The organism is Streptomyces sp. NP160 (assembly GCF_006335115.1).
Taxonomy (GTDB): domain Bacteria; phylum Actinomycetota; class Actinomycetes; order Actinomycetales; family Quadrisphaeraceae; genus Quadrisphaera.
This window is the reverse complement of record NZ_VDMJ01000166.1, coordinates 1-227: the sequence shown is the minus strand read 5'-3', so window position 1 is coordinate 227 and position 227 is coordinate 1. Positions and strand designations below refer to the sequence as shown.

Annotated in this window: 1 pseudogene; it reads right to left on the bottom strand. The window is 50.2% G+C overall.

What is annotated here, in order from left to right:
* Positions 1–200 (bottom strand): annotated as a pseudogene (locus tag FHN55_RS22360) (hypothetical protein); the annotation flags it as partial.
* Between the last annotated feature and the right edge of the window lie 27 nt (positions 201–227).

Below are 227 nucleotides of genomic sequence, written 5' to 3'. Positions count from 1 at the left end.
AGCATTACATAGCGAATCGGTGCAGCCAAATGTGGAACACGCACATAATTTTGCCCAACCAAAGCCTCGTCCAATTCGCCTGCATGATGCAGCGGCAACCAGGATTGATCCAATAAAACCTGCTGGCAAATAAAGGCTTCGATTGCACCCGCTGCCCCCAGACAATGTCCCGTTTTGTGTTTGGTGCTGCTCAAGGCCACAGCTGCATCTGAAAAAACGGTCTGTAC